Below are 26,429 nucleotides of genomic sequence, written 5' to 3' on the forward strand. Positions count from 1 at the left end.
TTTTTAAATTTAAAGCAAAATCATACAAAAAATATCTAAACACTTAAAATAAATTTAATCTTTTTGCACTAGAATTCACCCTTTTTTCTAAAGGAAGATTATGCAACTTTTACTTCTTAGCTTCGCTCTTAGTATGGATAGTGCGGCACTAAATATGGCAAATGGTGCAAGATATAAAAATTTAGCTCTTAATAAAATTTTATTTATTGCTTTTATGCTTGGCTTTTTTCAGTTTCTTATGCCCCTTCTTGGTTATCTTTTAGGTGTTAGTTTTGCAAAATTTATAAGCTCGGTTGATCATTTTATTGCATTTTTTATACTCTGTTTTCTTGGTTTTAGAATGTTTAAAGAGGCCTGTAGTAAAGAGGAGTGTGAGTATCTTAAGATAGGATTTAAGACCATTTTGTATGGAGCATTTGCTACTAGTGTGGATGCTCTTGCCGTTGGCGTCACACTTAGCTTTGAAGATATAAACATCTTTCAAAGCTCGCTCATCATCGGTGTAGTCTGCTTTGTGCTAAGTCTAGCCGCCTTTTACATTGGTAAATTTATGGGTGAGATTTTAGAGAAAAAGGCACTCTTTTTGGGAGGAGTGATATTAATTTTTCTAGGTTTTAAAATTTTAATAACGCATTTAATTGAAAGCGGCGCGGTTCAATAAAAATTTAAAATAACAATTAAAAATAATATTTAAGATTAACTATATTTTAAAGCTTATATGGATAAGATTTTGATTTTTAGAAGTGGTGACCCATACGAGACTCGAACTCGTGTTACCGCCGTGAAAGGGCGATGTCCTAACCGCTAGACGAATGGGCCACATGTCGGTTATGAAGTTGGGATTATATTTCTTTTATACTTAATTTTAGATTAATAAGGAAAAATTTTTGAAAAATTTTTTATTTACTTTGTTGTCTGTTTTTATTTTTACAGGTTGTGTAGCTACCAAAACGCCGCAAAATTCACAAGCTTTTCAAGTTACTTTATTTTCGCCGATGATAAAGATAAATGATGTTGGATTTTTCCATAAATATAAAAATGAGCTAAATTTGCAAATTTATAGTTCTGGCGTAAACACCGCTAACATAAGCATAAGAGATAAAATTTGCATAAATAATGCTTGCTTTAACAAGACTGAGTTTAATGAGAAATTTTTTCTAGCCCCGCACTACGAGAGCCTTTTTGAGGAAATTTTGCAAAGAGAAAAGATTTATGATGGCAAAGGCTTGGTGAATACGGAGTGTGGTTTTAGTCAATATCTAAGTTCATATTTTATAAAATACGAGGTTTGCGACAACTACGTCAAATTTGTAGATAGCAAAAACAAAATAAGAGTGATAATAAAAGAGTTAAAATGAGATACATCGGAGCTCACGTAAGTGCGGCTGGGGGCGTGTTTAATGCACCTTTAAATGCTGCAAAAATAGGAGCAAATGCCTTTGCGCTTTTTACAAAAAATCAACGCCAGTGGAATGCAAAAGAGCTAAGCGCCAGTGAGATAGAGCGGTTTAAGGAAAATCTAAAAATTTCTGGCATAAGCACAAAGTATGTTTTGCCACACAGTAGTTACTTGATAAATTTAGGCCATCCGGATGAGGAGGCAAGAGCAAAGTCGTTTGAAGCCTTTGTGGACGAGATAGAGCGTGCTAGCAAACTTGGACTAGAGCTTTTAAATTTTCACCCAGGCTCGCACCTAAAGCAAATAAGTGAAAAAGAGTGCTTGGATAACATCGCTAGCTGTATGAACGCAGCACTTAAACGCACAAGTGGCGTAAAGCTAGTCATCGAAAATACAGCCGCACAAGGCTCAAATTTAGGCTTTAGTTTTAAGCAGATCGCTTATTTGATAGAGCGAGTAGACGATGAGAGTAGGGTTGGTGTTTGCTTTGATACCTGTCACGCATTTGCTGCTGGATATGATCTAAGAAGCAAAGAGGCCTACGCTAAAACGATGGGGGAATTTGATGCGATCATTGGCTATAAATTTTTATCTGGCATGCATTTAAATGATGCAAAATTTGGACTTGGCTCAAAAAAAGATAGACACGAGAGCCTTGGCAAGGGCGAGCTTGGATTTAGTGCTTTTAAAAATATAATAAATGATGATAAAATAGGCGAAATTCCTTTAATATTAGAGACGATTGACGAGAGTATTTGGGAAGATGAGATAAAAATTCTAAGAAATTTTGAAAAGGAAAAACTATGAAAAAGGCGATTTTAAGTATTGTTGCGACGTGTTCATTGCTAAATGCTGGCGGGTATAAAATACCTGAGCAAAGTGCTGATTCTTTAGGTCTTGCTGCTAGTAACGTAGCCTTTAGTTTTGGAGCTGACGCGGCATATTTTAACCCTGCAAATATGATGTTTTTAGATGGACGTCATCACATAGAAAGTACCCTTGGCTGGTTTCATATAAATAAGCTCGAGTTTAAAAGTGATAGTGGCAAAAGCTACAGGTCAGAAAAATTTGACTCGCTAGCTGGTACATTTAGTTTTGTAACGCCAGAAATTTATGAAAACTGGAAATTTGGTTTAGCTCTTGCCGTTCCTGCTGCTGTTGGTGTATCATGGGAGGATCCAGCTACTGCGTTTACCGCTAAAAGGTTTAAGCTACAAGTTATTGAGCTAAATCCAACCGTAGCTTACCGCATAAATGATAAACTTGCCGTTGCTCTTGGTGCTAGAGGCGTTTACACCAAAGGTAAGATAGCAAGTGACTTTGGACGAATAGGCTACAGAGAGATAAAAGGCGATGGTATGGGCTATGGCTATAATGTTGCACTTACTTATAGACCTATTGAGGATTTAAGCTTTGCCGTTACTTACCGCTCAAATGTAAATTTAGAACTTAAAGGCCATACAGATGCTGATTTTAACGGAGCACTATCTCCTATAAGCTATCATGGTAAAACAAAAGTTGAGATCCCACTTCCTGCACAGCTTGTACTTGCAACTGGATATAAATTTAGCGACTTTACTCTTTTACTAGCTTTTGAGAGGACGTATTGGTCTAAATTTAAAGGCTATGACTTTGAATACATGGATAAAGGTCCAGCTCACTCGCATCCAGCTTTTGCAAGATTCATGGATGATCCAATCATAAAAAATGCAAAAGATACAAATACATATAGACTAGGTCTTGCCTACGACGTAAATGAAAAATTTAGGCTAATGGCTGGCTTTGCCTATGATGAAGACATTACAAGCAGCAAGCATACTGGCTTAGAGCTTCCAAATACTACATCTAAGGTGTATTCTTTTGGAGTAAATTATAAATTTACGCCAAATTTTGAAATGGCACTCGGATATGTTTATCAACATCGCGATAAGAAGCGTGCGACAGGTATTACCAACAGTATTGCTACAAAAATGTCCGGGGAATTTGATACTGGTACGATCCAAATCCTTGGTACGACTTTCAAATATACATTTTAGTTAGGGTTAATAATGCGATACTCTTATAATAATTTTTATGAAATTTTAACCAAAGTAGCAAAGGAAAATCCAAATCAAGTAGTTCTTTTTGAAGAAAAAGAGAAGCTAAAATATCGCGAATTAAAGCAAAATGTCGATAAAGTGGCAGCTTATTTGCAGCTTGCTGGAGTAAAATTTGGTGATAAAGTAGCTATGGCGGTTACAAACTCGAAAGAATTTATCATCTCATACCTTGCGATAACCGCAATAGGCGGTATCGCAGTGCCTATGAATACTTTTTTAAAAGCAAACGAGTTTGAATATATCATAAATGATTGCGGTGCAAAGGTGCTTTTTGCGTCTAGCTCGCTTGCAAAAGAGTTAATCGCATTAAATGAGCTTGAAACTTTAGGAAAGATAATCTGGATCGGAGCAATACCAAAGAAACTTCAAAGTGCCTCAAAAGATGAATATATAGACACTGACGAAGAGTATGGCGAGAGCGCATATCTCACTTCAACGCCTCAAATTTCAAAAGAGGATATGAGCAAGGGCTATGAAAATAATGGCCTTGTTAAAAACATAAATTTTACAGAAACTCTAAATCATAAATACGCTCTTAGTATCACAAAGTATCCGGTAATAGATGATTTAATGCATATAATTTACACTTCAGGCACTACTGGCAAGCCAAAAGGTGCGATGATAAGCTATAAAAATATCTTTTCAAATTTAATTGGAGCTCATGATCGTTTTATAGTGAAAAAAAGCGATCGTTTCATAGTCTTTTTACCGATGTTTCATAGTTTTACGCTAACTGCAATGGTGTTGCTTCCGATATTTGCGAGTGCATCTATGGTACTTGTAAAGTCGGTATTTCCGTTTTCAAATGTACTAAAACAAACTTTGCTAAAGCGTGTAACTGTATTTTTAGGAATCCCAGCCATCTATACAGCTATTGGTAAGGCAAAAATTCCTTGGTATTTTAGATGGTTTAACCGCATTAGATTATTTGTAAGTGGTGCGGCTCCGCTTGCAAAGCAGACGATAGATGACTTTAGAGTGAAATTCCCACGTGCAACACTCGTCGAGGGATATGGACTTAGCGAATGTTCACCTGTCGTAGCTGCAAATTTATATGATAAACAAAAGCTTTTAAGTGTAGGGCCTGTGCTTGATGGCTATGAGGTGAAGATCGTAAATGATGAGATGATGGAGCTTCCAGTTGGCCAGATCGGTGAGATCATTGTAAAGGGCGACTGCGTCATGCAAGGCTACTATGGTATGCCAAGCATCACTGATGAGACCATAATAAACGGCTGGTTAAAGACCGGAGATCTTGGCAAAGTCGATGAAGAGGGCTTTATCTATATCGTTGATCGTAAAAAAGACCTTATCATATCAAAGGGCATTAACATCTATCCACGTGAGATCGAAGAGGTTATTTACAAACTTGAAGCAGTTGAAGCAACAGCGGTAATTGGTGTAAAAGACGTACATGCCGATGAAGAGGTTGTGGCCTTTATTCAGGTAAAAGATGGCATGGATCTTGATGAAAAAACAGTAAGGGAGCATCTAAGGAAAAATTTAGCAAATTTCAAAATACCAAAAAGTATCTATTTTGCCGAAGAGCTGCCTAGAAACGCTACTGGCAAGGTACTAAAACGTGTGCTAAAAGAGCAGATCAAGGATAAAATTTAGTGAAGTATTTGCTTGATTTTCTAAACCAAGACCTCAAAAAAAGTAAAATTTACGAGCTGATAAAGTGTGATGATGAAGAGGGAGAAATTCTAAAATATCTAAGCAGAGCTTACGTGCAAGGAACAGCTAGTATGAGCATTTATGAGCTACTTGGAGCTGTTTTTGGTACACAAAATGAAAAGCAGCTTTTATACTTAAAATTTATAAAAAATTTGCTTGATAGTGGCTGGATAGTGCAAAACTACAACCTCTTTAAAATGCCAGAGAGCTCGCAAAAAAGCTCGAGTCAAGGGTTGCTTTCGCTACTTCATTCAGAAATTTCTCTCTCAGCTACATTTTTAAAAATTCTTGAAGATGGCAATGCCGACATAAACCTGCCAGAGCACACAGCTTATCAAGATCATTTGGAGTATTTAAAAGATCAATTTTTAAAAATAGAACTTTACTCAAAGGCCGCCATTTTTGGCGATGGCTCGAATGATGCCAAAAAGCGAATCAACGAGCAAATTTCTGAGCTTACGAAACGCATAAATGAGCGCATAAAATTAAGTAAAATTAGCCTAAAAATAGAGCAAATTTTTAAAGAAAATTCGCTTGACGAAAAAGAGCAGATTATATTTTTAGCCCTTTTAAAAGAGGAGTACGCGGGCGACTTTGAGAACGGCCGTGATCTAAACACGCTAGTTGGGCTAATAAGCAAAGACGAGTTTGAACGCATCAAAAATCGCACGCTTTTAGAGGACGGCTCAAGGCTCATTGAAGGTGCGCTGATCGACTACGACGAGGTTTTAAACGCTTATGGTAATGTAAGCAAGAGCTTTTTTATAAATGAAGATATTTTGCAAAGCATAATGCACCCAAAAAATGACAAAAATAGCAAGAAAATCAAGATCGAAAGCCTAGTAAAAGAGCAAGAAATTTTTGAACTCATTGAGCCGGTAACTAGCCTAGAAGACGTCGTGCTAAATGAAAAGACAAAGCAGCTTTTAAGCACGATACTAAAGCAAGTCGACAAAAAAGTACTCGCCAGACTTAGCAGCTGGGGCATAAAAACTAGGAAAAATATAGACGCTAAGATCATCTTTTATGGCGAGCCTGGCACTGGCAAGACAATGAGCGCTGTTGGACTTGCAAAGAGTCTAAAGAAGCAAATTCTAAGCTTTGACTGCTCGAAAATTTTAAGCAAATATGTCGGTGAGAGCGAGCAAAATGTAAGGAAAATTTTTGATACTTACAAAGAAATTTGTAAAAAAAGTGGCAGTGAGCCGGTGCTTTTACTAAATGAAGCCGATCAGTTTTTAAGCACGAGAGTGGAGAGCTCAAGCGGCGCTGAAAAGATGCATAATCAAATGCAAAATATCTTTTTAGAGCAGATCGAGCGCTTTGAGGGCGTGCTGATCGCTACGACAAATTTCTTGCAAAGCCTTGACGTGGCGTTTTCTAGAAGGTTTGACTATAAGATCGAGTTTAAAAAACCTGATTTTAACGGCAGGCTCGCCATTTGGCGTAAAATTTTGCCTGAAAATGCGAGCTTTGAAGATGGCTTTAGCGTAGAAAGACTGGCTGAATATAAACTAAGTGGCGCCCAGATAGTCCTCGCGCTAAAAAATACCGCTTTGAAAGTCGCTATAAAAGATGATGGGATTTTTACCTTTGAGGACTTCAAAACGACGATAGAGCGCGAGTTAAACTCAAGCTTTGGCGAAGATAAAAAGATGGGATTTGGCTCTTAGGCCTTTTTCTTACCGACTTTAGTTATTTTGTATGGGATCAGCAGTAAGATGATACTTTGTGCTACCACAAAGACAAAAGTGCCGATGATCACTGATGTGAGCGAGAAATTTTCTTTTTCATCTATTAAAATTTGCACGAAAGTCACCACTAAAAGCCATAGCAGGACAGATATCCACTCATACCCACTTAGTATAAATTCAACTCGCTTACTTGCCTCAAATTCACTACCACAGCTTTTGCAGATAAGTAGTTTTTTATCAAAAAAGTCCCAAAAAATTTGAAATTTCATTGCTAAAAAATATTGAGTAGACTATGTCTATCATAAGCTACAAAAGAGGCATATGTCTTGCTTGCTACCTTAAAAAGGTTTACCGCTTAAAATTTGTTTCCGTATTTTTTACAGCAGTGCTTTTTTGACCAAAAAAGAGATGAGAAAAGGTAGGATTATTGATTTTTTGACTGAAATTTTGACATCCTAGCCAAAGCTATTATAAAGATTTAGTAGTCAAAAAATTGATAAAAAGGCTTGCAAATTTTAGAAATTTATTGATTGATCTTATCAAGCAGCTCTTCGACCTCTTCGAGTGCAAAGGCTTCTTCCGAGTTTTGCTTTAAAAAGCTCTCCATAAATTCTTTCTTTGAGATCGCAAGGTCAAGCTCCTTGTCGCTACCCTTTTGATATGCGCCGATGCGAAGCAAGACCTCATTTTCTTTTAAAAGCGAGTAGAGGCGCTTAAATTTCATCGCATTTTGCTTGTGTTCTTTGCCGATGACGTCGCCCATGACACGTGAGGCTGAGTTTTGGATATTGATAGGTGGATATATGCCAAAGTCTGTTAGCTCGCGGCTTAGCACGATGTGTCCGTCTAGGATAGAGCGGCTTTGGTCGGCTATCGGGTCACTCATATCATCGCCCTCAACTAGCACGGTGAAAAACGCCGTGATACTGCCCTTGCCCTCCTCTTTGCCGGCACGCTCCATTAGCTGTGGCAAGAGTGTGAGCGAACTTGGTGGATAGCCTTTTGACGTAGGCGGCTCGCCAAGTGCAAGGCCGATCTCACGCTGTGCCATCGCAAAACGAGTGACACTATCCATGATGAAAAGCACGTCGTTGCCCTGCTGTTTGAAGTACTCAGCCACGCTCATCGCACAAAATGCGCCATACTTTCGCATGAGCGAGCTGTCATCACTGGTCGCTACGATGATGACCGTGCCCTCCAGGTCGCCGCCTAGGTTTTTTTCTATAAATTCAGGCACCTCACGGCCGCGCTCGCCTATTAGCGCGACTACCTTGATCGGCGCAAGCGTGTTTTTTACGATCATGCCCATGAGGGTTGATTTGCCCACGCCTGAACCTGCAAAAATTCCCAGCTTTTGCCCTTTGCCGCACGTGAGCAGCCCATCTATCGTCTTTATGCCAACGCTAAAAGGCTCGTTTATGAGCCCCCTTTTCATCGCATCTATCGGCGCTCTCATGATCGGCATATATTCAGTCGTCTCGATCGCTCCTTTGCCGTCAATCGGTTTCATAAATGGATCAACCACGCGCCCAAGCAAATTTGGCCCCACAGGTATATTCATACCTTGATCGCTTTCATAGACAAAGTCGCCTATCCTAAATCCCTCAACAAAGCCAAATGGACTGATATAAGCGCCATCTGTCTTTATTTGCGTGACCATACCAAGGCCGTTTTTACTCTTATCTTTTGCTACTATGCGTACGATGTCGCCGATGCTTGGACGAAGTCCAGTTATCTCAATAGTCGTAGCTGTGATTTTAGTTATGATGCCAAAGGTGTTTGAGAGTTTCACACCCTCTTTAAGCTTTAAAATTATATGCTCTAAGCTCAAAAATGCGTTTCCCTAGGAGAATTTATAAGCGAGAAAAATTCTCGTCTTGTGTCGGCATTTTTGATAAAGCAGCCCCTAAGCGCCGAGGTCGTAGTAGTCGAGTTTATCTTCTCCACGCCCCTCATCTCAACACACATATGCCTAGCCTCGACGACGACGCCAACGCCTTTTGGAGCGATAACGTCCTCAAGCGCCTTTGCGATCTGCTCGGTCATCTGCTCTTGAATTTGCAAGCGTCTGGCGTAGATATTTACCATGCGTGGAATTTTACTAAGGCCAACGACCTTTCCATTTGGGATGTATGCCACATGCACACGGCCAATTATCGGCAACAAATGATGCTCGCAAAGGCTGTAAAACTCGATGTTTCGCATTAAAACCATTTCGTTATTTGAGCTAGTAAAAAGAGCGTCACCAAGCACCTCTTTTGGATCCTGCTCGTATCCGCTAGTTAGAAATTTAAAAGCTTTATAAACGCGCTCAGGGGTTTTAATAAGCCCCTCTCTGTTTGGATCTTCGCCGATAATCGTTAGCATATTTTTAACTGAATTTTCAAAACTCTCTTGCATAAATTTTCTCCATAATTTTATCGCCAAATTCTACGTTAAAACGCCTTTTATATCTATAAAAATTTACAAATTTACAATGAAATAAGGAAAATTCTGCTATATTTTGGGCTAAAAATTTGTATTCATAAAGGAATTCGATGGAAATCAAAATCAAAGCTCTAGATAGCGTAAATACCCTAGCAAGCACGACTGTAAGTGCAGATGCTATAAAATCTAGCGTAGAAAAACTAGCAAAAAAAGCAGCAAAAACTATGAAAGTAGATGGCTTTAGACAAGGCCATGTGCCAGTCGCTGTTGTGCTAAAACGCTACGAGAAAGAGCTAACGAACGACGCTGAGCAAGATGTCTTAAGAGATGTAGTCGAAGAGGCTATCAAACAAGCAGGCAAGAAAAATGACGATCTTATCGGCGAGCCTATCGTTTCAAAATTTGACAAAAAAGATGGCAAGATCGATGTTGAGCTAACAGTTTCATTTAAGCCAAGCGTCGATGTGAGCGGCTATGAGAGCTTGTTACCTGAGTTTTCAAACCCACGCGTTTTGAAAAAAGATATCGATGAGAAGAAAACTGAACTTCTAAAAATGATGGCTCCGCTTGAAAAAGTAGAGGGCAAAAGAGGCCTAAAAGTGGGCGATTTTGCTAAATTTGACTTTGAGGGCTTTGTTGATGGCGTTGCATTTGAAGGTGGTAAGGCTGAAAACTACGTGCTTGAGATCGGCTCAAATCAATTTATCCCAGGCTTTGAAGATGGCATGGTAGGCATGAAAGCTGGCAGCGAAAAAGATATCGAGGTTAAATTCCCAGAAAACTATGGCGCTGCACATTTAGCTGGCAAAGATGCTGTTTTTAAAGTCAAACTTTATGAAATTCAAGAGAGAAAAATTCCTGAAAAACTAGATGAAGAGATGCTTAAAACTCTACTTCCAAATGAAGAAAAACCAACTGAAGAGTTACTTGATGAGCGTATAAAAGAGCAAATCCGCCAAGAGAAAATTTATAAACTTATAAATGATGAGCTTAAGCCAAAATTTGCTGAAGCTGCGGTTGAGAAATTTAAATTTGACGTGCCAAAAAATATTGTCGAGCAAGAGATTGATATGCAGTTTAGAAACGCATGGAGCACATTTACTCCAGAGGATATGAAGAAATTTAGAGAAGACAAAGATGCTCTAGCTAAAAAACGTGACGAGTATAGAAAAGACGCTGAAAATAGCGTTCGCCTAACTTTCATCATCGATGAGCTAGCTCGCGTAAGAGGCGTGAAAGTGAGCGATCAAGAGGTCGTTCAGGCGATCTATTTTGAGGCGTATAGAAGCGGTCAAGATCCAAAAGCGCACCTTGAGATGTACCGCAACCAAGGCATGCTTCCAGCCATAAAGATGTCGATGATCGAAGAGAAGCTATTTAGCGAGCTTTTCAATAAAGAAAAAGACGAGAAAAAAGCAAGCAAAAAAGAGAAGGCTGAGTAATGAGCTATTACGTTCCTGTCGTAGTTGAAAGAACTAGTAGGGGTGAGCGAAGCTATGATATATATTCCCGTCTTTTAAAAGACAGGATCGTTATGCTAAGTGGCGAGATAGAAGACGGCATGGCTGCTTCTATCGTCGCTCAGCTGCTATTTTTAGAGGCCGAAGATCCAGATAAAGATATCTACCTTTACATAAACTCACCAGGCGGCGTGATAACAAGTGGCTTTAGCATCTATGACACCATGAACTACATAAAGCCAGATGTTTGCACGATATGTATCGGTCAAGCTGCTAGCATGGGCGCATTTTTATTAAGCTGTGGTGCACCGGGCAAAAGATACGCATTGCCAAATTCTCGCATCATGATACACCAACCGCTTGGCGGCGCTAGAGGACAAGCGACTGATATCGAGATACAAGCTCGTGAAATTTTGCGTATGAAAGAGATTTTAAACGGAATTTTGGCCAAAAATACAGGTCAAAAGCTAAGTAAGATCGTAAAAGATACTGAACGTGACTTCTTTATGAGTTCGGCCGAAGCCAAAGAGTACGGACTTGTTGATAAAATTTTGGAGAAAAGTTTTAAATAAGGCCCAAAGTGATAAAGATAGATAATGCACCAGACCCTAAGAAAAAAGCGGTTGAGGTAAAACATATTCTAGAAAAAGAAAAGGTAGATATCTACAGATTTTCAGAAAATGTTTTGCATGAATTAAGCGACGACAATGTTCCATCTACGCCAAATAATTACTCTATTTATTTTGAGAAAATGCTTGATGGGCAGCCTGATGAATTTAGAAAAGAGATCGGTGATATGATAGTCATAAATTCCGAGATCTCAGTGCCATCAGGCAGTAATATCTCTATTGAAAAAGAGATAAAGCAAGGATTTATCCAGATAAAAAGTATGCTTCAAGCCGTGGTGCTAATCTATAAAAATTTAGGCATTATGAGAGGCCTAGTGCAAAAGCGCATGGATGCACTCAAAAATAATACAAATATCCTAGCTCTTCAAAATGTTTTAAGCGCATTTAACCATGACCTAATAAAATTAAACAGCCTTATGGATAAGCATCTTGATGTCATTAAAGTAAGCTATGATGAAGTAGCCAAGGTGCTTAAATCTATTGAAGAGCAGTCGATTTACGATACTACATACGACGTCTATAATAAAAAATTTCTAGTAGCTACAGTACAAAGTGAAGTAGAAGCCGTTAAAAGATATGGCTATAACGCATCGTTTTTACTAGTAAGAGCAAAAGATAGATTTACAAATCGTGTTAAAAATTTAAAAGAGCAAAACAATATGTATAAAGCTATATCACAGCTTCTTTTAAGAACCTCTAGAAGAAGCGATATAGTAGCTCATTACGGTGATGGCTGTTTTGCTATGGTTATGAAATATACTGATGAAAATGGCACAAAACAAGCCGGTAGCAGAATTTTAAATATGCTTTCATCTATACCTTGGAAGATAGATGGTGAAGAGTGCAAGCTTGACATCCAAGTGGTTTCTAGCATGATAACAAAATCAAAAAGTGCTGAGGAACTAATCTCTTATTCTTTGGATCAATTGATGCTTACACAAGACGATGAACAGCCTATATTTTTAGGCGAAGAAGCAGGAGTAGAAGTTTGATCTTAGAGGTTTTATCTTATCCGAATAAAAAACTTTACGAAATTTCTAAAGAAGTTAAAAATTTCGATGAAGAGCTTCACAAGTTGCTTGATGATATGTATGATACGATGATTGCAAAAGAGGGCATCGGCCTTGCAGCTATTCAAATAGGTATCGCAAAAAGAATTTTTATTATAAATTTAGTTAACGAAGAAGGCGTGCAAGATAAAGAAAATCTAATCGAGATAATAAATCCAAAATTTGAACTACGCGAAGGAGAATGCATCTATCAAGAGGGTTGCCTTAGTGTGCCCGGATATTATGAAGATGTAAAAAGAAATGAGGTTGTAGTCATCAAATATCAAGACCGCTTTGGCAAAGAGCAAAGCTTAAAGGCTGATGGGCTTTTAGCTATCGCTATCCAGCATGAAAATGATCATTTAGATGGACATCTTTTTATAGAAAAAATCGGCTTTAATAAACGCAAAAAATTTGATAAGGAATACAAAAAGCAAAAAAAAGAAAAAGCTTCATGAAGTCTTTAAGATGTGCTACTTACGGCGATGGGCTAAAGATAATTGACGTTGAGTCTATCTTCTCTCGCGGGCTTCCTGGTTTTAGCATCGTTGGGCTTGCAAGCACAAGTATCAAAGAGAGTACAGAGCGCGTAAAAGCAGCACTTCTAGCACTTGATTTTTCTTTTCCAGCACAAAAGATTACCATAAATTTATCCCCTTCAGATTTGCCAAAGAGCGGCTCACATTTTGACTTAGCTATCGCTCTTCTTATAGCTCTTCAAAAGGTAAAAAGCTTGGAAAAAATTTTTGTATTTGGCGAGCTTGGCTTAGATGGCAGTGTAAAAAGCACAGCAAATTTGTTTTCGATCCTGCTTTTTTTAAGCACGCAGGTAAAAAATACAAAAATTCTAGTGCCAAAAGAGATAGCTCAAAAAGCTTCTATGATCCCAAATTTAGAGATTTATGCTGTTAGTACTTTGGAAGAGGCGATCAGATTTTTTAGCGATGAAGAATTTGCAAAAAGCATACATTTTAATGCTACGCATGAGCTATTTTCAAATGTGATAGAAATTTCTGGCAAAAGATATGTTCCAAATTTAAACTTCGAGCTTGATTTTAAGGACGTTTTGGGTCAAGAAAGAGCTAAAAGAGCCTGCGTTATTGCAGCTGTTGGCATGCACAATATTTTATTTGAAGGCAGCCCAGGTAGCGGCAAAAGCATGTGTGCAAAACGACTAGTTTATATCATGGCACCACAAAGCTTAGAAGAGGTGCTAAAGTCCGCCGCCTACCGCTCTTTAAACCTTCAAGATAGCGAATTTACAAGCACTAGAGCCTTTCGCTCGCCCCATCATACTTCAACCAAAAGCTCGATCTTTGGCGGAGGCTCAAATGTCGCAAAGATCGGTGAAATCGCACTTGCAAATGGCGGAGTACTTTTTTTTGACGAGTTTCCTCACTTTTCAAAGCAGGTGATTGAAAGCCTAAGAGAGCCACTAGAAGACAACCAAATCCACATTGCAAGAGTAAATTCAAAAGTAACTTATGAGACTAAGTTTATTTTCGTAGCAGCTCAAAATCCATGCCCTTGCGGAAATTTATTCTCTCGCAATTTAAATTGCAAATGTAGTGAAAATGAGATAAAAAACTATAAATCAAGAATTTCAGCTCCAGTGCTTGACCGCATTGACTTAAAAGTTGCTATGGACGATAGTTCGCCAGGTGACAAGGCAAGTTTGAGCTCACAGCAGATGAGTGAGATGGTCTTAAAAGCCTTTATCTTTCAAAAAAAGCGCGATCAAGATGAGCTAAATGGCAAGCTAAATGACGCACAAGTAGAAAAATTTTGTCTATTAGATAATGAAGCAAGAGAAATTTTACAAAAGGCGTCCTTGAGGTACAATCTTTCTCAAAGAGGCATAAAAAGGACACTTAGGGTGGCTAGAAGCATCGCTGACCTTGATGAGAGTGAGCAAATTTTAAAGCCCCACATCTTAGAGGCGCTTAGTTTTAGGGCATAAAGATGAAAAATTTATATTTATACACGAGAATTTTGGACGAGCGAGCAAGTGAGAAATTTAACCTCAGTGAAGAAATTTTAATGGAAAATGCCGCCGCTGGCATAGCAAATTTCATTCGCAAAAAATTTAAAAAAGGTGAGAGATTGCTTGGAATTTGCGGTGGTGGAAATAACGGTGCTGACGTGCTTTGTGCTTTAAGGATGTTAGAGGGCGAGTTTGAATGTGAATTTATCTTAGCTAGTCAGAATTTAAAGCCACTAGCCATTAAGCAGCTTGAGCGAGCTAAATCTGCTGGCGTGTGTGAGAGTAAAGATGTAGAAGATAGCTTAAATGGTGCAAAATGCGTCATAGACGGGCTTTTTGGTTCAGGGCTAAATAGAAATTTAGACGAAAAGCACATAGAGCTCATCTCAAAAATAAACGCCAGCCTCGCTTACATCATCGCTTGTGATGTACCAAGCGGGCTAAGTAGCGATGGCAAGGTGCTAGGTGCTTGCGTAAAAGCAGATATTACGATCACGATGGGAGCTAGAAAGCTTGGGCTTTATAGCGATGCTGCAAAAGACTTTGTTGGCAAGATAAAGGTCACTGATCTTGGCATAAGCGCGCAAAATTACGAGTGCGAGAGCGACTATCATTTGCTTGAAAAATGCGATCTTGTGCTTCCAAATAGAAAAAATCAGTGCGTAAATAAGGGCGACTTTGGCCACGCATTTATTGTATCTGGCGAGCACATAGGAGCTAGCAAACTTTGCGCAAAGGCGGCATTTGCCTTTGGGGCTGGGCTAGTTAGCGTGATAGGCGAGCAGGGTTTAAATTTACCAACACATATCATGCAAGCTAGCAAGATAAGCGAGAAAATGAACGCTGGAGCCGTTGGCATGGGGCTTGGCAAAAAAGGCATAGAAGAGCTTGATACACAAATTTTAAAGGGTAAAAAGCTTGTGCTTGACGCTGATATCTTTTACAGCGCAAAAGTGCTTGATCTGCTAAATGAAAACTGTGTTTTGACGCCCCATCCAAAGGAATTTTGCTCACTTTTAAAGTTTTGTGATATAGCAGATATCGACGTAAAAACATTACAAGAAAATAGATTTACTTATGCTAAATCTTGGAGCGAGAAATTTAAGGCAGTACTTGTGCTAAAAGGCGCAAATACGATAATCGCTAAAGACGGACAAATTTATATCATGCCTTATGGTAAAAATATACTTGCAAAAGGTGGCAGTGGTGACGTGCTAAGCGGACTTGTACTTGCTCTTTTAGCTCAAGGTTATGAGCCACTGGATGCTGCCATCTCGGCTACACTAGCTCATGCACTAAGCCTTAAAAATTTCAAAAAAAATAGCTATGCACTTAGTCCAACAGACATTATAAAAGGAGTAAAATGCTTACGAAAAAAATAGCCGTACTTTTTAGCGGTAGTGGCTCAAATTTAGAAGCGATACTTAAAAAAGTTCATAATCAAATTTTTAATGGTATAAAAATCGAAGTTTGCCTTTGTATCTGCAACAAGCTAGGCGCATATGGCATCGAGAGAGCTAAGAAATTTGGGCTTGATACGACGATAATAGAGAGTGCCAAATTTGCAAATAGAGAAGAATTTGACACTACAGTTGTGGAGCAAATTTTAAAAAGCGGCGCTGAACTAACGGTGCTTGCTGGATTTATGAGGATATTAACTCCTGTTTTTACATCAAAGATAAAAGCCATAAATTTACACCCATCTATATTGCCACTTTTTAAAGGTGCTCATGCGATAAAAGAGAGTTTTGAGAGCGATATGATGCTCGGCGGAGTTAGTGTGCACTACGTGAGCGAGGAGCTTGACGGAGGTAAACTCATCGCACAAAGAGCGTTTGAAAGAGAAGATGGTATGAGCTTAGAGGATTGGGAGAGCAAAATCCATGCGATAGAGCATGAAATTTTACCTGATAGCATAATAAAAATTTTAACAAAGGAAGCAAATGTTTGAATGGATGAGTTCGCCAGAGGCGTGGATATCACTACTTACGTTAACTGGCTTAGAGATAGTTTTGGGCATAGATAATATTATATTTATTGCTATTTTGGTGGGTAAACTACCGCCAGAACAGCGCGGTAGTGGTAGGATTGTTGGCCTAGGGCTAGCTATGGTGACTAGAATTTTACTTTTACTTTCATTGTTTTGGATCATGAAGCTTACAAAGCCACTCTTTACTATCGCAGAATTTAGCATAAGCGGCCGAGATTTGGTGCTTATACTAGGTGGTCTATTTTTACTTGTAAAATCAACCCTTGAAATACATTCTAGTGTTTCTGGCGAAAGCGAAGAGCATAAAAATAGCAAAAAATCACATGCAAATTTCTTGGTTATTGTAAGCGAGATAGCTGTTTTGGATATCGTTTTTTCTCTTGATAGTGTTATCACGGCTGTTGGAATGGCTGAGCATATAGAGATAATGATCATAGCTGTTATCTTAGCAGTTGGTGTAATGATGATAGCGTCAAAAGGTATTTCTAATTTTGTAGATAATAACCCAACTATAAAAATTTTAGCACTTGCATTTTTGGTACTTGTGGGCATGACGCTAGTTGCCGAAGGATTAGGATTTCATATTCCAAAGGGATATATCTATTTTGCGATGGCATTTTCATTGGCAGTGGAAAGTATAAATATCTATGCTAAAAAGAAAGTGTTAGCTAAATAATATTTTTATGACGGTGAAAAAGCTAATGATATGATGGATAAAATGTCAATCAAAAAATTCTAGCCTGAAAAGATAAATCTGTTTAAATTTGAAGGTAAAATTTTGATAAGCATAAAATTCATAATAGATAATAGGTTGATATTTATTCCTTTGTAATATTAGTTAAAATATTCGTGCCAGGATACTTAAAAATCAGTGAAATAAAGGTTAAAATTTGTAGTAGATAGCAAAATAGAGAAGCATAGAAAGCTAGCTTGTGTAAAAATTAAGTATTTGGTGAAGTATTAATTAATATTTTTGATGAATTATTTTTTATATATAATTTCTATTAATTTAAGTGTTTTTTAATTGACTTTATAAAAAAAACAAGTTAAAATACGACTTTTTAATGAGGTAGTGGCATAAACTTACAAACACGACTCAGGCGGGGTGTAGCGCAGTCTGGTTAGCGCATCTGGTTTGGGACCAGAGGGCCGAAGGTTCGAATCCTTTCACCCCGACCATGTTAAATGGTGAGTGTAGCTCAGTCGGTTAGAGCATCAGATTGTGGTCCTGAGGGTCGTGGGTTCGATTCCCATCACTCACCCCATTTTGGGCGCTCGTAGCTCAATTGGATAGAGCGACAGACTTCGGATCTGTAGGTTATGGGTTCGACTCCTATCGGGCGCGCCACTTAAAATACTTTATGCGCTCATAGCTCAGCTGGATAGAGCAACGGCCTTCTAAGCCGTAGGCCTCAGGTTCGAATCCTGATGGGCGTACCACTTTATTATTGTTGTGCGGATGTGGTGAAATTGGCAGACACGCCAGACTTAGGATCTGGTGCCCCACGGCGTGAAGGTTCAAGTCCTTTCATCCGCACCATTCTTTTTTATAATTTGAAATAATCTTATATAATCAGCATTTATTGTAGAAAATATTAGATATTTTTCTTGTTCCTTGACATGTAATAATGTTTTTTGTATAATCTCAATTCTTTTTTAAGTAAATGTCTTGCTAGCTCAGTCGGTAGAGCATCTCACTTTTAATGAGGGGGCCGTTGGTTCGAATCCAACGCAGGACACCATTTTTGGGTTTATGACCCTTTCGTCTAGTGGCTCAGGACTCTACTTTCTCTGTGTAGAAACAGAGGTTCAAATCCTCTAAGGGTCGCCAGATATTTTTAAATTTTAGGTCGCTTAGCTCAGTTGGTAGAGCGCCACCCTTACAAGGTGGATGTCATAAGTTCGAGTCTTATAGCGACCACCATTTTAGGTGCAGCGGTAGTTCAGTTGGTTAGAATGCCGCCCTGTCACGGCGGAGGTCGCGGGTTCGAGCCCCGTCCGCTGCGCCATCTCTAAACCTTAGTTTAAGGTTATTATAAATTTTCTTATTATTGAGTGATAAAATTTAGATTTTAAGATTATTAGTTCTAAAATTAGGCTTTATAGTTTGTATTATGTTTTTTGCCTCGTTAGCTCAGTTGGTAGAGCATGTCACTCTTAATGATGGGGTCGTAGGTTCGAGGCCTACACGGGGCACCATCCATTCTGGCCCATTCGTCTAGCGGTTAGGACACCAGCCTCTCACGTTGGTAACACGAGTTCGAGTCTCGTATGGGTCACCATTTTTTCTAATCCTTGTTACTTTTCAATTTGTTACATAGAAATTTTTATAGAAAATTGATTAAAAATGTATACTTTTTTGCTTAGTAAATTGCTACTAAAAACGTAAAAATTAATTTTTATATTGTTGTTTAATTAGCGTGTAGTATATGATAAATTTTAGAAGTTAATTTACAATAAGCTAAAAATTTCTATAAATACAATAAAACACATCATATAAATATAATTAAAAGCGTTACAAGTTGTTTTTGCTTTGATCTATTGGCAAAAAAACTTATTAAGCATTTTTAATTTTTAAACTTATAAATCGTAAAACAGCCTATATTTGTTAATAAAGAAAGGTGCTTAAAATTTTTAAGATCATACCAGATCTCGTGCGTTAAAAATCATTAAGGCTTACGATAAAATATAGTTCTTTTTATAATATAAAGAGCATTTGATGGCAATATAAAAAATTAAATACATAATTAAATAAAGCTTAACTTACAAGCTATTTCTTTGTATTTAGCTTTTGCCTATCATGTCAAGCTTAGCTTTGCAAGCATCTTTATACGGGCTTATAAAATTTGAGTCAGAGCACTCATTTAAATAAGGCCTAGCCAACTTAAACTGCTTTTGCCTTATATAAATTTCACTTATCAAATTTAAAGCATGCAAGCGGTCTTCTGGTCCAAGCTTCATATTTAGTATAAATTTCGCCTCGTCAAGCGCCTCATCTAGGTTATCTGTCTTTAATAATGCTTCTGAGTAGTTAAAATTTATCTTTGGCGAAAATGTATTTATTTTGGCTTTTGTTTGTAGCTCAAGAGCTTTTTTAGCATACGTTGTAGCGATAGCGTAGTCATTACTTTTCATCGCATAGTCACTTATGGCTGTATATGCTTCGATAATCTTAAAGTCTTGGCCTCTTAGCTGCTCAATAGCGCTAATGGTTGAGATCGCCTCCGTAAAGCGTTTTAATGCAAGCAATGAGTAAAACCTGTCAAAAAGAGATGGTGTTGGATCTGAGTATTCGACTGATGAGCCAAGTGAAAGCGCATCATTTGCAGCAATGATCGCATGCTCGTAGTCTTTGTTTTTATATAAAATTTTGCTCAAATTTACCAGCCACTCAACCCTATCTTCTAAATTTTCATCTTTTGCATGAGCTTTTGCGAGCTCAAGTGCATCGTTATAGCGGGCCGTTCTGTAATAGCAATTAAAGAGCTTAAATTGTGGTAATGTGATTTTATTTATATCGTAGTTTTCAAGTAAATTTATAACAGCCGTGCAATCATCTTTTATAAAATACTCTTTTGTAAGCTCTAGCGCAGCCTCATTTATCAGCTCCATTGCCTTACTCAAATTTCCATCTTTTGCCATGGTTTTGTAAGATAGTGCATCGGAGAATTTACGCTCTTTAATATCCAGCTCAAGCTCGCTTATTAAAGCCTTCTGGCTAATATTTGTTCCAGCATATTTTTCGATGAGTTCTTTATATCTAGTGTGAAGTGCGGTAGAGTTTTTGTCCTCTTCTTCAAAAAATAAACCATCTTTTGCCTTGGTGACTTCATCGATATAATCACCATATTTAAACTCTGTTTCGTACCGGTTTAAGTACTCGTACGCCTTTTTTTCATCTTTTGTTTTAGCTAGATTTAATGCTAAATTTTTTAAAGCAACTTCATAAAAATCTTTCGTCCTATCGCTATTGTTTATCAAGATTTCATAAATTTTAGCAGCCACATCAGGCATATCTTTACTTGCAAATGTGGTTGCAAGATTCATCGACTTTGTTGGGTTGTTCATAAAAAATTTTTCATTCGCATTTGCAATTTTTAGTATAAATTTCTTTGCTTCATCAAATTTTTCTTTATCAATATTTGCATCAGCTAGGCTTAGTGCTGCTCTACTTGCAAGATCGATATCGTTTGTGGAGTAAAGCACTTTTTCATAGTCTTTTAGTGCTTCTTTTTGTCTGCCGATTTTATAGAGATAATCAGCATAATCAAGCGCTGCAAGTTTTGTAAATTTTGAGTTTGCGTGCTCTTCGTTTAAGATATCAAGCATATATTTTGCATCACTTGCGATGCTATCTTTTAGGTAGGCTCTAGCGATTAGGTAGAGCACCTCTGGATAGTTTTCATCAGATGGGAATTTTCTAATCCAGGCCCTACCTTCGCTTACGATATCTTTTGGCTCGATCTCTTCAAACTCATTTTTTGTCTCAAAAATTTTATCAAGAGCCCTTAGGCGAAATAGTAAAAATTCACTTGAAAAAAGGCTATTTGGGTGCCTTTTTATCGCTGTTTGAGTATCTTTTACTACATTTTCATAAGCGCCTTTTTCATAAGCTCTTTTTATGCTTATGTAGATATCAATGTCATTACTATCAAGCCCAGAAATAGGGGCTTTGTTAAGATCAAGCGCTCCAATACTAGGATTTAGCATATCTTTAAAATCAGGTTTAAAATTTAGCCCAGACTTTCTCTTGCTATTTTCACTGAGCGAAGTATCTATAATTATGCTAAAGTGTTTTGAAATGGTTGTTCTTGGGCTATCTTGTACGTTTTGACTGTTATAAAGCTCAGTTTTTATATTTAGCAGTTTTGACGGTGCTTTTGGCATTATGACGATAAAAAGCTTGCCATCTTGCTTTTTATATTTTATATCCATTAATGGCAGTGTCGTATCTTCAATTTTGGGCAAAATTTCATCATCTAGCATGCAGACATAGCGTTTGGTATCGTAAGCTAAAATTTGCTCCACGCATTCAAATTCTTGCTCATCGCTTAGCTGAAGAACGCTATAAGGTTTATCACCATTTGCACCGCTGTTTAGGCTAAGATTAAAAGCGGTTAGATAAAGCGGAAAAAATAAAATAATTAAGAGCTTTTTCATGCCGCAATTATAGTTAAATTTTCTAAAATCCTGAAGCAAAGACAAAATGCTCAATAAATTCCAAAATCGCCCCAGAAAACAAAAAGGCAAAGACTGTTCCGGCCACTGCGATGCCAACTATTACCTTTAGTGCCATCGAGACGTTTGCAGTGTAGAGGTTTTTATCTTTTACGATCGGCTCTTTTAAAAACATAAAGACGATTAGCTTTAAATAGTAATAAATCGCAATGGCAGAATTTATCATGATTATAACGCTAAGAACGACGTAGTCAGCTTTTATGAGCGAAGCTATAAGTACCATCTTGCCCCAAAAGACGCTAAAAGGCGGAATGCCAGCAAGAGCGATCATAAAAATTCCCATTATCACAGCGTAGCTTGGTAAAATTTTTATAAGCCCTGAAAATTTCTCAAATGGATGCTTAAAGCGCTTGTCCCAGCAGACGACGTCGTCGCATCTTGCTACCCAAAGCATAGAAAATGCGCCCAAATTTGCAAACAAAAACATGATCCAGTAGAAAAACAAGGCGACATTTGCCTCGTGAGAATTTGCCACAAGCGCGCAAAGCACGACACCAGCGTGAGCTATGGAGCTAAAAGCGAGCATCCTTTTTACGTCTTTTTGCACTAGCGCCATGATGTTTGCAAGGCTCATCGTAAGCACGGCGATGATGTAGAGCATATCTTTTATCCATGGAATTTGTGAACCCTCAAGCATCGCAAAAATTCTTAACGCGACGATAAATGCTGCTACCTTTGGCACGATCGACATATAGCCTGCTAGCGGGGCATTTGAGCCTTCATAAACGTCTGGGATCCATGTGTGAAATGGTATGAGTGAGAGCTTAAAGCCAATGGCCGAGGCGATGAAAACACAGCCAAGTAAGATGATCAAATTTTGATTTAGGCTAAGATCTTTTATCACAACGCCGATACGATCGATGTCTATTGAGTTTGTCGCTAGATAAAACATCGCTATTGCCATCGCAAAAAAGCCAGCCGAGAGCGAGCCCATAGCAAAGTATTTAATGGCAGCTTCTACGCTTTTTGCCTTATTATGAAGGGCGATTAGGGTGTAGAGGCAAAGCGAGCTGATCTCAAGGCCTAAAAAGATGATGAGTAGATTATTTGAGCTCACCATAAATAAAAATCCAGCAATCATAAACAAAAATAGAGCGTAATACTCGTAAATTTTATACTCAAAATACTCTTTCGTGCTGAGTGCGAGCGGTATGAAAAGGGCTGAGGCGATTAGGATAATGATCTGTGAGATGATAGAAATTCCATCGACTAAGAGCATATCCCAAAAGCTAAGGCTAAGACCGTTAAAATCAAGTATTAGGCCCAAATTTACAAATATTGCGATGATACAAAATACGCAGTAGAAATTTCTTGAAAGGTCTTTTTTTATGGTGCCAACGATTAAGATAAAAAGTGCAAAGATTATCATACTAAGCATCGGAGCAACCGAAGATAAAGAAATTTCTTTAAGGTTTAAAAAGGCTATTTCGTTCATAGTTTGCTCCCACCATTTAAAGATGAAATTTTATCCTTTGTGTCGCTATTTATGGCTCTAGTTTGCATTTTGCTTATGATATTTTGCACGCTTGGCTCAAGCGGCTTTAGGATTAAATTTGGAGCAACACCAAGAGCAATTATAAGCAAGCAAAGTGGCACAAGAGCGACTAACTCTTTAAAATTTAGATCCTTAAGGCTTAAATTTTTCTCTTTGCACTTGCCAAAAAAGACCCTTTTATAAAGCACTAGCATATAAACAGCGCCCACGATGATACTAAAGCCACCAAGTAGCGCAAAGAGCTTATTTAGTTTAAAGACGCCAAGCAGGCTCAAAAACTCGCCCACAAAGCCGATCGTTAGTGGAAGGCCAATGCTAGCAAGAGTTGCTATAAAAAATATGAGCGCGTATTTTGGCATGACCTTGGCAAGGCCACCAAATTCGCAAATTTCTTTGGTGTGAGCCCTCTCGTAGATGACGCTAACTAACAAAAACAAAGCGCCGCTTACGATACCGTGGCTTATCATCAAAAATATCGAGCCGCTAAGACCTATCAAATTTAGTGAAAAAATGCCAAGCATGATGACACCCATGTGCGAAATGGAGCTATAAGCGATAACTTGCTTTATATCGATTTGAGCGTAGGCAACTAGGGCTGCGTAGATGATCATTATGATGGCTATGACGCAGACAAAGCCACTTAAAAGTAGGCTTGCATCTGGGAAAAGCGGCAGTGAAAATCTCACAAAACCATATGTACCCATCTTTAAAAGCACGCTAGAAAGTAGCACTGAGCCGATGGTCGGAGCCTGTCCGTGCGCATAAGGCAGCCACGTGTGAAATGGAAATAGCGGAGTTTTCACACCAAAGGCGAAAAAAAATGCTAAAAATAGCCAAATTTGAGCATTCTCTCCGATACCAAGCTTGTACCAGTCAAGTAGGCTAAAGCTAAAAGCGCCATTTTTTTGATAGCAAAGATAGCCGATAAAGATGATAGCTACTAGCATAAAAACAGAGCCTAAAAATGTGTAGATGAAAAATTTAATCGCCGCATAAATTCTATTTTTACTGCCAAATGCGCCGATGATGTAGAGAAGCGGTATGAGGCTAAGCTCCCAAAAGCTGTAAAACAAGATCATATCAAGTGCGCTAAATACGCCCATCATCGTGCTCTCTAAAAAGAGCACGCTAATAATTAGATGCTTTAAATTTCCATCATCGCTAAGTGCCACGATAGAGATGAAACTCATAAATGCACTAAGTACGATAAGTGCTAGTGAAATGGTATCGATGCCAACAAAATAGCTGATATTTAGGCTTGGTATGAGCGAAATTTGATGCGTTAGCACAAACTCATAGCCTCTAAAATCAACATTAAAACAGACAAAAATGGCTAGCAATAGCTCGATAAGAGCGATGCTTGCTCCGTAAAATTTGATACTTTTATTTTCTATTAAAAAGCCAAGTATAGCGCTTATTGCTGGGAAAAATATGATAACACTTAGCATTATTTGGCTCCGTTTAATAAAAATATAAAGCTTAAAAGCAAGGCAAATCCTGCGACCATAAACCTAAGCATGATGCTAAGATCGCCGCTTTGCATTTTGTTTGTTAAATTTGCAAATTTATTTAGCACCGTTGCTACTAGATCGACACTACGATCGATTATCATCTCGTCAATCTTTTTACAAATTTGTGAAACTAACGTATAGCCATTTATGAAAAATTTCTCGTAAAATTTTGGGATAAAGTAGGCATTTTGCAAAATTTTATAAATTCTGCTCTCACAAACACTCTCTTTAAAAATTTCTCTTTTATAGGCAAATATAGTAAAGCCAGCACTTGCTAGCACTAGGCTAAGTGTTAAAACGAGCAAGAAAATTTCACTACCGTGAGATAAATTTAGTGGAAAATCTTTTAAACTTTTTTCTAAAAACTCACTAAAGTTGCTCCAAAAAAAGCCACTTATGACTGAGAGAATTCCAAGTACGCCCATGCCAGCTAGCATATAGTTTTTAGCTTCATGCACGTGTTTCTCGCTCTTTGGCTTTGTAAAAAAGACTAGCATAACGAGCCTAAAGCTATAAAATGCCGTAAGTACAGCACCAAAGAGTAAAATGATCCATAAAAATTTATTTTCACTAAAGGCAACCTCTAAAATTTTATCTTTAGAGAAAAAGCCAGCAAATGGATAAAATCCAGCTAGCGCACAGCTTGCGATGATAGAAAGGAGTGCAGTTGGTTTCATAAATTTATAAAGTCCGCCCATTTTTTTGATATTTAGCTCGTCGTTCATCGCATGCATGACGTTGCCAGCACATAAAAAGAGAAGTGACTTAAAAAATGCGTGCGTGACAAGGTGAAAAAGTGCGATCTTATAAGCGCCAAGGCCAGCAGCTACGAACATATAACCAAGCTGCGAAAGCGTCGAGTAGGCGACTATTTTTTTAAGGTCGTTATGCACAAGCGCGATGCTAGCCGCAAAAACCGCTACAAATGTGCCAAGGTAAGCGATAAAGTGCGATACTTCAGGCGCGTTTATAAAGATAAAATTTGCACGTATGACTAGATAGACGCCAGCTGTTACCATGGTCGCTGCGTGGATGAGCGCAGAAACTGGAGTTGGCCCCTCCATGGCATTTGCAAGCCATGTGTGAAATGGAAACTGCGCGCTTTTGCCCATGGCACCTATAAAAAGAAGTGTGGCGATGATGCCTAAATTTAGCCCAGAAAAGTCGCTTCTGGCGTTAAAAACATCGCTAAATTTAAGTGAGCCAAAGCTATAAAATATATAAAAAATGCTAACAAGCATCGCAAGATCAGCCACTCTGTTCATCACAAAAGCTTCGTTTGCAGCGATATTTGCGCTAGGCCTTTTATACCAAAAGCCAATGAGTAGCCAAGAGCAAAGTCCAACGCCCTCCCAGCCAATAAATAGCCCTATAAAGTTATCGCTTGATACAAGGATGTTCATGCAAAAGACAAAGAGCCCCAAATAACTAAAAAAGCGGTTAAAACTTGCATCATCTCTCATGTAGCCAACCGAGTAGATATGCACGATGCTTGCGACCACACCAACGGTGCTAAGCATAACAAGGCTAATGGCATCAAGATAGAAGCCAAAATTTAAATCCAGACCGCCAAAATTTATAAATTCTTTTAGTAATAAATTTAGCGGTTCATCTATGCCAAGACTAGCTGCTAGCATAAGTGAAGCGGTTGTGCTAATAACCATGAGAAGTGAGCAAAAAACACCAATTAGTAAATTTTTACTGCTATGCGAAAAAAGTCCAGAAACGATAAAGCTAAGAAGTGGAAAAAATAGTGAAATGCAAAATAAAGTCATCT

Annotated in this window: 21 protein-coding genes and 12 tRNA genes; 25 read left to right on the forward strand and 8 right to left on the reverse strand. The window is 38.2% G+C overall.

Features of this window, described 5'->3' with window-relative positions; genetic code table 11:
* The first annotated feature begins 100 nt into the window (after positions 1-100).
* Positions 101-661 carry a manganese efflux pump MntP gene (locus tag B9N62_RS08260; protein WP_087585097.1) on the forward strand — a complete coding sequence of 187 codons (561 nt, stop codon included), beginning with the start codon at positions 101-103 and terminating at the stop codon, positions 659-661.
* An 83-nt stretch (positions 662-744) separates the two neighbouring features.
* Here the strand turns inward: B9N62_RS08260 and B9N62_RS08265 are convergent.
* Positions 745-819 (reverse strand) — tRNA-Glu (locus B9N62_RS08265).
* A 68-nt stretch (positions 820-887) separates the two neighbouring features.
* Between B9N62_RS08265 and B9N62_RS08270 the strand changes: the two genes are divergently transcribed.
* The 5 genes from B9N62_RS08270 to B9N62_RS08290 are packed head-to-tail and all read left to right on the forward strand — an operon-like array spanning position 888 to position 6,848.
* Positions 888-1,358, forward strand: a complete 471-nt coding sequence (locus B9N62_RS08270) for a hypothetical protein (RefSeq protein WP_087585098.1) — start codon at positions 888-890, stop codon at positions 1,356-1,358.
* On the forward strand, positions 1,355-2,206 hold the full coding sequence (gene nfo / locus B9N62_RS08275; RefSeq protein WP_087585099.1) for a deoxyribonuclease IV: 852 nt from the start codon (positions 1,355-1,357) through the stop codon (positions 2,204-2,206). Before B9N62_RS08270 ends, nfo begins: the two co-directional genes overlap by 4 nt.
* Positions 2,203-3,435 carry an OmpP1/FadL family transporter gene (locus tag B9N62_RS08280; RefSeq protein ID WP_087585100.1) on the forward strand — a complete coding sequence of 411 codons (1,233 nt, stop codon included), beginning with the start codon at positions 2,203-2,205 and terminating at the stop codon, positions 3,433-3,435. Before nfo ends, B9N62_RS08280 begins: the two co-directional genes overlap by 4 nt.
* Before the next feature lie 12 nt (positions 3,436-3,447).
* Positions 3,448-5,115: a fatty acid--CoA ligase gene (locus B9N62_RS08285; protein WP_087585101.1), complete on the forward strand. Its 1,668-nt coding sequence runs from the start codon at positions 3,448-3,450 to the stop codon at positions 5,113-5,115.
* Positions 5,115-6,848, forward strand: a complete 1,734-nt coding sequence (locus B9N62_RS08290; protein ID WP_087585102.1) for an AAA family ATPase — start codon at positions 5,115-5,117, stop codon at positions 6,846-6,848. The genes B9N62_RS08285 and B9N62_RS08290 overlap by 1 nt, the downstream gene beginning before the upstream one ends.
* On the opposite strand, the gene B9N62_RS08295 is transcribed toward B9N62_RS08290, so the two are convergent.
* The 3 genes from B9N62_RS08295 to folE form a co-directional block, all read right to left on the reverse strand.
* A complete protein-coding gene (locus B9N62_RS08295; RefSeq protein WP_087585103.1) occupies positions 6,845-7,138 on the reverse strand; it encodes a hypothetical protein in 294 nt (97 codons plus the stop codon). The genes B9N62_RS08290 and B9N62_RS08295 overlap by 4 nt on opposite strands.
* Positions 7,139-7,392: 254 nt before the next feature.
* On the reverse strand, positions 7,393-8,685 hold the full coding sequence (gene fliI / locus B9N62_RS08300; protein WP_374188116.1) for a flagellar protein export ATPase FliI: 1,293 nt from the start codon (positions 8,683-8,685) through the stop codon (positions 7,393-7,395).
* Between the two features lie 11 nt (positions 8,686-8,696).
* Positions 8,697-9,269: a GTP cyclohydrolase I FolE gene (gene folE / locus B9N62_RS08305; protein ID WP_012001018.1), complete on the reverse strand. Its 573-nt coding sequence runs from the start codon at positions 9,267-9,269 to the stop codon at positions 8,697-8,699.
* A 137-nt stretch (positions 9,270-9,406) separates the two neighbouring features.
* Here folE and tig point away from each other — a divergent pair, with 137 nt between their 5' ends.
* The 19 genes from tig (at position 9,407) to B9N62_RS08400 (ending at position 18,690) form a co-directional block, all read left to right on the forward strand.
* Positions 9,407-10,738, forward strand: coding sequence for a trigger factor (gene tig, locus B9N62_RS08310; RefSeq protein ID WP_087585105.1), 1,332 nt, complete (start codon positions 9,407-9,409; stop codon positions 10,736-10,738).
* Entirely contained in the window at positions 10,738-11,328 is a 591-nt protein-coding gene (gene clpP / locus B9N62_RS08315) for an ATP-dependent Clp endopeptidase proteolytic subunit ClpP (protein ID WP_054196008.1), read from the forward strand. Before tig ends, clpP begins: the two co-directional genes overlap by 1 nt.
* A gap of 8 nt (positions 11,329-11,336) precedes the next feature.
* Entirely contained in the window at positions 11,337-12,377 is a 1,041-nt protein-coding gene (locus tag B9N62_RS08320) for a GGDEF domain-containing protein (RefSeq protein ID WP_087585106.1), read from the forward strand.
* On the forward strand, positions 12,374-12,892 hold the full coding sequence (gene def, locus B9N62_RS08325) for a peptide deformylase (RefSeq protein WP_087585107.1): 519 nt from the start codon (positions 12,374-12,376) through the stop codon (positions 12,890-12,892). Before B9N62_RS08320 ends, def begins: the two co-directional genes overlap by 4 nt.
* Entirely contained in the window at positions 12,889-14,394 is a 1,506-nt protein-coding gene (locus B9N62_RS08330) for a YifB family Mg chelatase-like AAA ATPase (protein ID WP_087585108.1), read from the forward strand. The genes def and B9N62_RS08330 overlap by 4 nt, the downstream gene beginning before the upstream one ends.
* A 2-nt stretch (positions 14,395-14,396) precedes the next feature.
* Positions 14,397-15,800, forward strand: a complete 1,404-nt coding sequence (locus tag B9N62_RS08335; protein ID WP_087585109.1) for an NAD(P)H-hydrate dehydratase — start codon at positions 14,397-14,399, stop codon at positions 15,798-15,800.
* Entirely contained in the window at positions 15,782-16,369 is a 588-nt protein-coding gene (gene purN / locus B9N62_RS08340) for a phosphoribosylglycinamide formyltransferase (protein ID WP_087585110.1), read from the forward strand. Before B9N62_RS08335 ends, purN begins: the two co-directional genes overlap by 19 nt.
* The gene (locus B9N62_RS08345) at positions 16,362-17,084 is read left to right on the forward strand and encodes a TerC family protein (RefSeq protein WP_087585111.1); all 723 of its coding nucleotides are present in this window, start codon (positions 16,362-16,364) and stop codon (positions 17,082-17,084) included. The genes purN and B9N62_RS08345 overlap by 8 nt, the downstream gene beginning before the upstream one ends.
* 425 nt (positions 17,085-17,509) lie before the next feature.
* A tRNA-Pro gene (locus tag B9N62_RS08350) sits at positions 17,510-17,587 on the forward strand.
* 9 nt (positions 17,588-17,596) lie between these two features.
* Positions 17,597-17,673, forward strand: a tRNA-His gene (locus B9N62_RS08355).
* A gap of 6 nt (positions 17,674-17,679) precedes the next feature.
* Positions 17,680-17,756, forward strand: a tRNA-Arg gene (locus tag B9N62_RS08360).
* Positions 17,757-17,771: 15 nt separating this feature from the next.
* Positions 17,772-17,848: transfer RNA gene (locus B9N62_RS08365), tRNA-Arg, on the forward strand.
* Between the two features lie 15 nt (positions 17,849-17,863).
* Positions 17,864-17,948: transfer RNA gene (locus tag B9N62_RS08370), tRNA-Leu, on the forward strand.
* Positions 17,949-18,074: 126 nt separating this feature from the next.
* Positions 18,075-18,150: transfer RNA gene (locus tag B9N62_RS08375), tRNA-Lys, on the forward strand.
* Between the two features lie 13 nt (positions 18,151-18,163).
* Positions 18,164-18,239 (forward strand) — tRNA-Glu (locus B9N62_RS08380).
* Positions 18,240-18,256: 17 nt separating this feature from the next.
* Positions 18,257-18,332 (forward strand) — tRNA-Val (locus B9N62_RS08385).
* A gap of 8 nt (positions 18,333-18,340) precedes the next feature.
* Positions 18,341-18,417: transfer RNA gene (locus B9N62_RS08390), tRNA-Asp, on the forward strand.
* A 114-nt stretch (positions 18,418-18,531) separates the two neighbouring features.
* Positions 18,532-18,607, forward strand: a tRNA-Lys gene (locus B9N62_RS08395).
* Positions 18,608-18,615: 8 nt separating this feature from the next.
* Positions 18,616-18,690 (forward strand) — tRNA-Glu (locus B9N62_RS08400).
* Positions 18,691-19,192: 502 nt separating this feature from the next.
* Here B9N62_RS08400 and B9N62_RS08405 read toward each other — a convergent pair.
* The 4 genes from B9N62_RS08405 to nuoL are packed head-to-tail and all read right to left on the reverse strand — an operon-like array spanning position 19,193 to position 26,427.
* Positions 19,193-21,568 (reverse strand): tetratricopeptide repeat protein, encoded by a 2,376-nt coding sequence (locus B9N62_RS08405; protein WP_087585143.1) that lies wholly within the window; start codon positions 21,566-21,568, stop codon positions 19,193-19,195.
* A gap of 22 nt (positions 21,569-21,590) precedes the next feature.
* Positions 21,591-23,081: an NADH-quinone oxidoreductase subunit NuoN gene (nuoN, locus tag B9N62_RS08410; RefSeq protein WP_087585112.1), complete on the reverse strand. Its 1,491-nt coding sequence runs from the start codon at positions 23,079-23,081 to the stop codon at positions 21,591-21,593.
* Positions 23,078-24,589 carry an NADH-quinone oxidoreductase subunit M gene (locus B9N62_RS08415; protein ID WP_087585113.1) on the reverse strand — a complete coding sequence of 504 codons (1,512 nt, stop codon included), beginning with the start codon at positions 24,587-24,589 and terminating at the stop codon, positions 23,078-23,080. The genes nuoN and B9N62_RS08415 overlap by 4 nt, the downstream gene beginning before the upstream one ends.
* On the reverse strand, positions 24,589-26,427 hold the full coding sequence (nuoL, locus tag B9N62_RS08420; protein ID WP_087585114.1) for an NADH-quinone oxidoreductase subunit L: 1,839 nt from the start codon (positions 26,425-26,427) through the stop codon (positions 24,589-24,591). Before nuoL ends, B9N62_RS08415 begins: the two co-directional genes overlap by 1 nt.
* Positions 26,428-26,429 lie beyond the last annotated feature (2 nt).

The organism is Campylobacter concisus (assembly GCF_002165785.1).
Classification (GTDB): Bacteria; Campylobacterota; Campylobacteria; order Campylobacterales; family Campylobacteraceae; genus Campylobacter_A; species Campylobacter_A concisus_W.

What these genes read in the sequence shown, in the direction of transcription:
- B9N62_RS08260 (WP_087585097.1), top strand. Translation starts at nt 101, where the DNA reads ATGCAACTTTTACTTCTTAGCTTCGCTCTTAGTATGGATAGTGCGGCA.
- nfo (WP_087585099.1), top strand. Translation starts at nt 1,355, where the DNA reads ATGAGATACATCGGAGCTCACGTAAGTGCGGCTGGGGGCGTGTTTAAT.
- B9N62_RS08280 (WP_087585100.1), top strand. Translation starts at nt 2,203, where the DNA reads ATGAAAAAGGCGATTTTAAGTATTGTTGCGACGTGTTCATTGCTAAAT.
- B9N62_RS08285 (WP_087585101.1), top strand. Translation starts at nt 3,448, where the DNA reads ATGCGATACTCTTATAATAATTTTTATGAAATTTTAACCAAAGTAGCA.
- B9N62_RS08295 (WP_087585103.1), bottom strand. Translation starts at nt 7,138, where the DNA reads ATGAAATTTCAAATTTTTTGGGACTTTTTTGATAAAAAACTACTTATC.
- folE (WP_012001018.1), bottom strand. Translation starts at nt 9,269, where the DNA reads ATGCAAGAGAGTTTTGAAAATTCAGTTAAAAATATGCTAACGATTATC.
- tig (WP_087585105.1), top strand. Translation starts at nt 9,407, where the DNA reads ATGGAAATCAAAATCAAAGCTCTAGATAGCGTAAATACCCTAGCAAGC.
- clpP (WP_054196008.1), top strand. Translation starts at nt 10,738, where the DNA reads ATGAGCTATTACGTTCCTGTCGTAGTTGAAAGAACTAGTAGGGGTGAG.
- B9N62_RS08330 (WP_087585108.1), top strand. Translation starts at nt 12,889, where the DNA reads ATGAAGTCTTTAAGATGTGCTACTTACGGCGATGGGCTAAAGATAATT.
- B9N62_RS08335 (WP_087585109.1), top strand. Translation starts at nt 14,397, where the DNA reads ATGAAAAATTTATATTTATACACGAGAATTTTGGACGAGCGAGCAAGT.
- purN (WP_087585110.1), top strand. Translation starts at nt 15,782, where the DNA reads ATGCTTACGAAAAAAATAGCCGTACTTTTTAGCGGTAGTGGCTCAAAT.
- B9N62_RS08345 (WP_087585111.1), top strand. Translation starts at nt 16,362, where the DNA reads ATGTTTGAATGGATGAGTTCGCCAGAGGCGTGGATATCACTACTTACG.
- B9N62_RS08405 (WP_087585143.1), bottom strand. Translation starts at nt 21,568, where the DNA reads ATGAAAAAGCTCTTAATTATTTTATTTTTTCCGCTTTATCTAACCGCT.
- nuoN (WP_087585112.1), bottom strand. Translation starts at nt 23,081, where the DNA reads ATGAACGAAATAGCCTTTTTAAACCTTAAAGAAATTTCTTTATCTTCG.
- B9N62_RS08415 (WP_087585113.1), bottom strand. Translation starts at nt 24,589, where the DNA reads ATGCTAAGTGTTATCATATTTTTCCCAGCAATAAGCGCTATACTTGGC.
- nuoL (WP_087585114.1), bottom strand. Translation starts at nt 26,427, where the DNA reads ATGACTTTATTTTGCATTTCACTATTTTTTCCACTTCTTAGCTTTATC.